9 protein-coding genes are annotated in these 6,022 nt (G+C 73.9%); 4 read left to right on the top strand and 5 right to left on the bottom strand.

Going from position 1 to position 6,022, the window contains the following annotated elements; all coding sequences use genetic code 11:
* The coding region (locus tag HUW36_RS23465; RefSeq protein WP_246248297.1) for an AIR synthase related protein at positions 1-434 on the bottom strand (434 nt) is incomplete at its 3' end.
* A 166-nt stretch (positions 435-600) separates the two neighbouring features.
* On the opposite strand from HUW36_RS23465, the gene HUW36_RS23460 reads away from it, so the two are divergent.
* Positions 601-834, top strand: a complete 234-nt coding sequence (locus HUW36_RS23460) for an Lrp/AsnC ligand binding domain-containing protein (protein WP_013284547.1) — start codon at positions 601-603, stop codon at positions 832-834.
* Positions 835-1,422, top strand: a complete 588-nt coding sequence (locus tag HUW36_RS23455; protein ID WP_174530158.1) for a DUF3515 domain-containing protein — start codon at positions 835-837, stop codon at positions 1,420-1,422. It begins immediately after the preceding gene.
* A gap of 16 nt (positions 1,423-1,438) precedes the next feature.
* Here the strand turns inward: HUW36_RS23455 and HUW36_RS23450 are convergent, their stop codons facing one another.
* Positions 1,439-2,542 (bottom strand): D-alanine--D-alanine ligase family protein, encoded by a 1,104-nt coding sequence (locus HUW36_RS23450; RefSeq protein ID WP_174530157.1) that lies wholly within the window; start codon positions 2,540-2,542, stop codon positions 1,439-1,441.
* Positions 2,543-2,790: 248 nt separating this feature from the next.
* Positions 2,791-3,015: a hypothetical protein gene (locus tag HUW36_RS23445; RefSeq protein WP_091580438.1), complete on the bottom strand. Its 225-nt coding sequence runs from the start codon at positions 3,013-3,015 to the stop codon at positions 2,791-2,793.
* Between the two features lie 276 nt (positions 3,016-3,291).
* On the opposite strand from HUW36_RS23445, the gene HUW36_RS23440 reads away from it, so the two are divergent.
* Both HUW36_RS23440 and HUW36_RS23435 read left to right on the top strand, forming a co-directional pair.
* Complete coding sequence (locus HUW36_RS23440; protein WP_174530156.1) at positions 3,292-4,137, top strand: helix-turn-helix domain-containing protein; 846 nt, start codon at positions 3,292-3,294, stop codon at positions 4,135-4,137.
* A 4-nt stretch (positions 4,138-4,141) separates the two neighbouring features.
* On the top strand, positions 4,142-4,342 hold the full coding sequence (locus HUW36_RS23435) for a DUF397 domain-containing protein (RefSeq protein ID WP_174530155.1): 201 nt from the start codon (positions 4,142-4,144) through the stop codon (positions 4,340-4,342).
* A 56-nt stretch (positions 4,343-4,398) separates the two neighbouring features.
* On the opposite strand, the gene HUW36_RS23430 is transcribed toward HUW36_RS23435, so the two are convergent.
* Together HUW36_RS23430 and HUW36_RS23425 are read right to left on the bottom strand one after the other, a co-directional pair.
* Positions 4,399-5,457 carry an ROK family protein gene (locus HUW36_RS23430; protein ID WP_174530154.1) on the bottom strand — a complete coding sequence of 353 codons (1,059 nt, stop codon included), beginning with the start codon at positions 5,455-5,457 and terminating at the stop codon, positions 4,399-4,401.
* A 65-nt stretch (positions 5,458-5,522) separates the two neighbouring features.
* On the bottom strand, positions 5,523-6,022 hold a 500-nt coding region (locus HUW36_RS23425; RefSeq protein ID WP_174530153.1), incomplete at its 5' end, for a methyltransferase.

Below are 6,022 nucleotides of genomic sequence, written 5' to 3'. Positions count from 1 at the left end.
CGCCCGGCCAGGTCGCCGAGCGCGGTCACCGCGACGGTGAGCGTCGGGCTGGCCGACATGTCCCCGCCGACCACGCTCGCGCCGACCAGCGCCGCCTCCGCGCCCAGCCCGTCGGCCAGTTCCTCGGCCCAGGCCGGGTCCAGCTCGGCCGGCATGCAGAGGGCCACCAGCAGGGCGGTGGGGGTGGCGCCCATGGCGGCGATGTCGGCCAGGTTGGCCGCCGCCGCCCGGTGTCCCACGTCCCGCGCCCCGGACCAGTCCCGCCGGAAGTGCCGTCCCTCGACCAGCACGTCGGTGGAGGCCACCACCCGCCGGTCGGGCGCCGCCACCACCGCGGCGTCGTCGCCGGGGCCGAGCAGGCAGCTCTCCCCGTACGACAGCCGGGCGGTCACCCGGTCGATCAGCCCGAACTCCCCGACACCCGCGACCGTCATGCCGTCCCCTCGTCCCGCTCCGTCGTCCCGCACGTCCCGACCCCTCCCCGCGCCCGCGTGTGCTCGCTCACCGCGTCCGCCCGGCGACCGATAGGGATCACGGCCGCTCAGTACGGTAGTTTCACCCTTCGGGCCGCCCCAGGCGGCGACGGACGGAGGTCGAGTCGTGGTACAGGCGTACATCCTCATCCAGACCGAGGTCGGCCGGGCGCGTGACGTGGCCGGTCTGATCGCGGACCTTGCCGGCGTGGTGCGGGTCGACGCCGTCACCGGGCCCTACGACGTGGTCGTGCTCACCGAGGCGAACACCGTCGACGAGCTCGGCAAACTCATCGTCAGCAAGGTGCAGATGGTGCCCGGCATCACCCGCACCCTCACGTGTTCGGTGGTGCGGCTGTAAGTGGAAGAGAAGGACACCTCCCCGCGCAGGGACGGCTCCACCCGGCGCGCCGCGCTCTGGGCGACGGTGATCGCGGTGCCGGTGACGTTGGCCGTGGCGGGGTTCACGTTCGCCAAGCTCGCCCCGGACTCCCCCGAGGCCACGCCGAGCGCGTCGGCCAGCCCTCGGGCGCAGTCGAGCGCGCCGGTCGAGCTGCCGGCCCCGGCTCTGGCCGAGCGCCCGGCGGTGCTCTGCCGCGCCCTCGTGTCGCAGCTGCCGGACAGCGTGCGTGACCTGCGGCAGCGCCCGGTCACCGCGGGCCCGGAGCAGAACGCCGCGTACGGCGACCCGGCCCTGACCGTGTCCTGCGGCGGGAGCGCCCCGCTGGTGCAGCCCACCGACGAGGTGTGGACGGTGAACAAGGTCTGCTGGCACCCGGTGCAGGAGGCCGACGCCACGGTGCTGACCACGGTCGACCGGGAGACCCCGGTGCGGGTCCGGGTGCCGAGGACCTACGAGCAGCCGTTGCAGTGGGTGACGCCGATCTCGGACGCGATCGTCAGCGCGGTGCCCTCGGCGAAGACGGCGCCCTCGGGCTGCTCCGCGTGACGTCCGCGCCGGCCGCTCAGCGGCCGGCGCCGCGGTGCAGGGCGGTCCGGATCAGCCGGTTGACGAGCTTCGGATACTCCAGCCCGCTGGCCGCCCACATGCGCGGGAACATCGAGGTCGGGGTGAAGCCCGGCATGGTGTTGATCTCGTTGAGGTAGACGTCCATCTGCGGGGTGACGAAGAAGTCGACCCGGGCCAGGCCGGAGCAGTCCAGCGCGGTGAACGCGCGGGTGGCGTAGTCGCGCACCTGCCGGGTCACCGTCTCCGGCAGGTTCGCCGGGACGTCGTACTCGCAGACCTCGTCGGCGAAGATGTACTTGGCCTCGAAGTCGTACCAGTCGCGGTCGCCGATCATCCGCACCTCGGCGAGCACCGAGGCCTCCGGCGCGCCGCCGGCCTCGCCCTCCAGCACGCCGCACTCGATCTCGCGCCCCACCACGGCGCCCTCGACGAGCACCTTGCTGTCGATCTCGCGCGCGGTGACGAGCGCGGCGTCCAGCTGGGCCCAGTCGTCGACCTTGGTGATGCCGAACGAGGAGCCGGCCCGCGACGGCTTGACGAAGACGGGCAGGCCGAGGCGCTCCTTGTCCTCCTCGCTCAGCGACATGCCGGCGCGCAGCACCGCGTACGGGCCGACCGGAATGCCCTCGGCCGCGCAGAGCTTCTTGGTGAACTCCTTGTCCATGGCCGCCGCCGAGGCGAACACGTTGGCCCCGACGTAGGGGATGTCGGCCATCTCCAGCATCCCCTGGATGGTGCCATCCTCCCCGTACGCGCCGTGCAGCACCGGGAAGACCACGTCCACGTCGGCCAGCGCCACCGGGCCCTGGGCCGGGTCGAGCACCATCAGGCCGCCGACGGCCGGGTCGGCGCGCAGCACCAGTTCGGCGCCGGAGCCGGCGGTGATCTCCGGCAGCTTGCGGTCGGCGATGGCGAGGCCGCTCGGGTCGCCGTTGGCGAGCACCCACTGGCCCTGCCGGGTGATGCCGACCGGGACGACCTCGAACTCGTCGGGGTCGAGCGCGCCCAGCACGCTGCCGGCGCTGACGCAGGAGATGCCGTGCTCGGGGCTGCGGCCACCGAAGACGATCGCCACACGGGTCTTGCCTGGGGTGGTCATGGTCACCTCATCGTTCGCGACTGCGGCTGGCCGTGCTCGCCGGTGGCGCTCACCCGGTTGACCTTACTGTGCGTCGTCGGCAGGGGTGGCCGATACCCGGGTAGACGCGGAGGCGCATGGCAAACGGTCAAGGTGACATATACGGGGAGTAACGAGACGAGCCCGGGCGGCCGGCGGCGGGACCTGCCGCCGGCCGCCCGGCTCCCCCGCCCTCGCCGCCGCGTCCGCGAGGGCGGGCCCGGTGTGGCTCAGAAGGCCGGATGGCGGGGCCGCCGACCGACCGCGATGACCTTGACCCGTTGCCGGCCGGCCCGGACCATGCCCAGTGCCATGAAGGCGCCGGCGATCCGGTCGGCCGCCTCCCGGCTGCTCGCGCCGACGACCTGCCGACGCCGCTCGGGGCTGGTCCGCTCGTCGCGTTCGGCGCCGTCGCCCGGCCGCACGTCGGTGAGGACCACGAGGAACCGGGTCATTCCTGGCCACCCCCGTTCCGGAGGTGGCAGGCCGTCACCGTCATCGCGAGATTCCTCCCCGTCTGGTGGACCGGTACGGGCACGCGACGATCGGGTCGTGGGGGAGAAAACCCGATCGCCGCGCGCCCCATCCCCTCCGGTCGCTCACCACCACCGTCGCCACGACAACCGGCGGTGAGGACGCCGTCACAGATTGACAGGTGGACACGCGTGAATGCAACTCTCATCGACTTTCTCTCACGCCCACTTTCCCACTCGATGTGCGACCATCGATGCATGGCGCCGAAGACCGCCCGGGCCCGACGGCTCGGCATCGCCCTGCGGACCCACCGGGAGGCCGCCGGCCTCACCCTGGAGACCGCGGCCGACGAGATCAACAGCACCCGGAGCACCCTGTCCCGCTACGAGAACGCGCAGACGCTGATCAGCCCGGCCACCGTGCGCGCGTTGCTGACCAGCTACGGCGTCGGCCCCGACGAGATCGCGGCGGCGGTCCAACTGGCCAAGGACGCGCGCAAGCCGGGCTGGTGGGTGTCCTACTCGTACCTGCTGGACCGGCGCACCATCGACTTCATCGCGCTGGAGGCCGAGGCCACCGGCATCGCGAACTTCGAGCCGTCGGTGGTGCCCGGACTGCTCCAGACCGCCGACTACATCCGGGGCGTCATGCGCGGCGGGCCGCACACGCTCAGCGACGAGCAGGTGGAGCAGCGCGTCCAGCTACGGCTGGACCGCCAGCAGCGCATCTCCGGGCAGGATCCGCCGATCCTCGACGCCATCATCGACGAGGGCGCGCTGCTGCGCCCCGTCGGCGACCGGTCGGTGATGGCCGGCCAGCTCCAGCACCTGCTCAAGATGGCCGAGCTGCCGAACATCACCGTGCAGGTCATCCCGCTGGCCGCCGGCTACCACCGGGGCACCCGGGGATCGCTGCACATCCTGGAGTTCGCGGACCCCGAGGACCCGATCATCGCCTCGGTGGAGACGGTCGCCGGGCAGATGGTCCTCGACCGGCCGGGCGACCTGCGTACCTGCACCAAGATCATGGAGCACCTGCGGACCGTGGCGCTGAGCCCGGCGGCCAGTCGGGACCAGCTCCTCAATCTGCTGAACGAGAGGTGACCGCATGAACGGCACGAACCGCCCCCACCCGGCGCCGACCCGCTGGCGCAAGAGCAGCCACAGCGGCGACGAGGGCGCATGCGTGGAGATGGCGCCGCTGCCCGAGGCGGTCGCGGTCCGCGACTCCAAGGACCCGGCCGGCCCGGTCCTGGTCTTCCCGCCGGCCGCCTGGGCCGCCTTCGCCGCCGCGCCGCCGCGCGCCTGAGACGGCGCACGTCGGCGTCGGAGCCGGTGACCCGGGGCCCCTGCCCGACAAGGACGTCAGGCGGCGGCCTCGCCCGGAACGAGCGGCGCGGTGGTGCCGCGTACCGCCTCCAGCGCCGCGATGGCCACCCCGCGGGCGCCGGCCATGTCCCGGTCCGGCACCAGCGCGAAGGTGGCCACCGCGCGCTGCTCGTCACGGAGCACCGTGTGTCGGGCGACGGTGGCGAGGAACCAGTCGCGGAACTCCGGCGCGGCCTCCACCACGCCACCGCCGACGAAGTACGCGTGCGGGTCGGTGAAGTTGGCCGCGATGGTGAACAGCCGGCCCAACGCCGCCGCCTGCTGGCCGAACACCTGGCGGGCCAACGGGTCGCCGCGCTCGCCGTAGCCGCGGACCAGCTTCGCCGCCCGGTCCGGCTCCTCGGCGGCCAACGGATGCCCCGGATGGCGGGCCAGCCAGTACGGCAGCAGGTTGCGGCGGATGGCGGTGAGCGAGGCGAGGCTCTCGGCGTCCCCGGTGAAACCGCAGGCACAGACCGGCGCGGGCTGGTCCGGCTCGACCAGCCCGTCCAGCGGGATGTGCACGTGGCCGAACTCCCCCGCCATGCCGGCCGCGCCGCCGACCACCCGGCCGCTCTCCACCACGCCACCGCCCAGACCGGTGCCGACGATGGCCGACACCGACGACCGGGCCGCCGCGTCCGCGCCGAAGTAGACGTGGTGGGCGTAGAGCGCGGCGGCGTTGCCGTCGTTGGCGTAGACCACGGGCAGGCCGAGCCGCCGTTCCAGCGCGCCGCGCACGTCGAAGCCCCGCCAGGCCGGCTGGGAGAAGTTCGTCGAGCCGCGCGAGGAGATCACGCCGGTGGCGCTGGCCGGGCCGGGCGTGTCCAGCCCGACCGCGCGCACCGCCTCCCGGGGCACCCCGGTGTGCGCCAGCACGCCGTCGAACGCCCGCGCGAGGGCCTCGACCGCCGCCTCCGGGCCGGCACCGACCTCACTGGGGATCTCCAGCAGCCCGTCGACCAGGAACCGGCCGTCGACGGTCAGCACGGTGGCGTTGTTGCTCGTGCCGCCGTTGTCGAGCCCCACCACCACCGGCACCCCTGTGCTGCCCACCCGTCACCGCCTCCCGCCGAGCCTGACCCGAGGTTAGTTCTCGCCGGGTCCTCCCGCCACGCGTCTCAGCCGGGACGGCGGGCGGTCACCGCGGTCGCCTCCCACTCCTCGTCACGCACCACGGTCGGGTCGAGGCCGGCGGCGGTGAACACCGCGCAGAGCACCGGCGCCTGCCCCGCGCTCACCTCGACCGCGACGTGTCCGCCCGGGGCCAACCACTGCGCCGCACCGGCCGCCACCCGGCGCAGCACCGCGAGCCCGTCCGCACCGCCGTCCAGCGCCACCGGCGCCTCGTGCAACCGCGCCTCGGCCGGCAGCATGGCCACCGCACCGGTCGGCACGTAGGGCGCGTTCGCCACCACCAGGTCCAGCCGGCCGCGCCAGCCGGCGGGCACCGCGTCGAACAGGTCGCCCTGGTAGACCGGCACCCCCAGCGGGTCGAGGTTGCGCCGGGCGCAGGCCACCGCGACCGGGTCGATGTCGGCGGCGGCCAGCCAGCGGGGGGCCACCCGGTCGTGCAGCACCAGCGCGGCGGCGCCGGAGCCGCAACACAAGATCGGAAGAG

The organism is Micromonospora maritima, assembly GCF_902825405.1.
Taxonomy (GTDB): Bacteria; Actinomycetota; Actinomycetes; order Mycobacteriales; family Micromonosporaceae; genus Micromonospora; species Micromonospora maritima.
This window is presented reverse-complemented; position numbering and strand designations above follow the sequence as displayed.